Origin of the sequence: Dyadobacter jejuensis, assembly GCF_003149085.1 — a bacterium.
Classification (GTDB): domain Bacteria; phylum Bacteroidota; class Bacteroidia; order Cytophagales; family Spirosomataceae; genus Dyadobacter; species Dyadobacter jejuensis.
The window spans coordinates 1-1045 of record NZ_QGDT01000071.1 but is presented as its reverse complement, the minus strand read 5'-3'; the positions used below and the strand labels follow the sequence as shown (position 1 = coordinate 1045).

2 protein-coding genes are annotated in these 1045 nt (G+C 42.1%); both read right to left on the bottom strand.

Translation table 11 applies throughout. The features are described 5' to 3' along the window. Nucleotides 1-521 (bottom strand): hypothetical protein (locus tag CLV98_RS23315; protein ID WP_109678545.1); only part of this gene is annotated, 521 nt, incomplete at its 3' end. Between the two features lie 85 nt (nucleotides 522-606). After that, a partial coding sequence (locus tag CLV98_RS23310; RefSeq protein WP_109678543.1) for a JAB domain-containing protein occupies nucleotides 607-1045 on the bottom strand: 439 nt, incomplete at its 5' end.

Here is a 1045-nt window from a genome sequence, read left to right as displayed (position 1 = left end):
GGGGTATATTTCATAACAAACTGAATCGCATCTTCCATGGTGATATAATCCCCTAGCAGATTCATGTCGTTGATTTCTTCCAGCTGAACGTCCAAGTTCACCCCATCCTTTTTGAACCAAGACCTGCTAACCGAATCCAAATGATTGGGATCACCATTTTGTTCAAAATCAGTCTTAGGAAATGCACGTAGGTGTTCGGCCAATATCGATTCCTTATCGATCCAGGCTAGCTCGTTACTTTTCGCTTCAAGCCACATTTTGGCAATTTCGTAGGGGTTTTGGCTATGTTCCTGTAAATACGCAACTGCTTCCGATTCAAGCAACATTTCAGGCAGCTCCGTGGATTGATAACACAAATGTGCAACCGTATAAATTTGGAATTTTGCACAAATTAAGGCGTCCAATTTGTTGTTATGCATTTTGCGGCCTACCTCTGTCGCCCATTGCTGATATTCCGTTTCTGATTTACCAGTGGACGCAATGAAGCGGTCCACATTTCTGCGGATTGTTGTAGTTTCCATATGTTTAGAATTGTTATTTGTTTGACTTATCTACTGTAAATTTCTCCCAGCAGAACGGATATAAAAAGCGTTTTTCCCAGTATTTTTAAAGGAATTTACCTTCGTCCTTAAAGGAATAATAACCCTCAGATGAGATGATTATATGGTCTAAAATAGGGAGTTCTAATATTTTACCAATGTTTATAAAGTTCTTGGTAACCCTCAGATCGGCTTCGCTAGGAAGTAGGTTTCCTGATGGGTGGTTATGGGCGAGAATGATGCTACTGGCCGCACATTTCAGGGCGATACCAAAGATCACTTTGGAGTCGGCAACCACACCGGATATGCCGCCTTCGCCGACCTTACGGTAGCCCAGGACTTCATTGGCCCTATTGAGTATTAAAATGTAGAATTCTTCCTGAAAGTCAATGAGCTCTGACCAGGCCTTATGTAGATATTGGTAGGCATCCTTACTGCAGGAGATTTTTGTGCGGTTTGCCTTGGCCGGCGGCACATACTTTACTTGAATTTCTGATAATTCCATT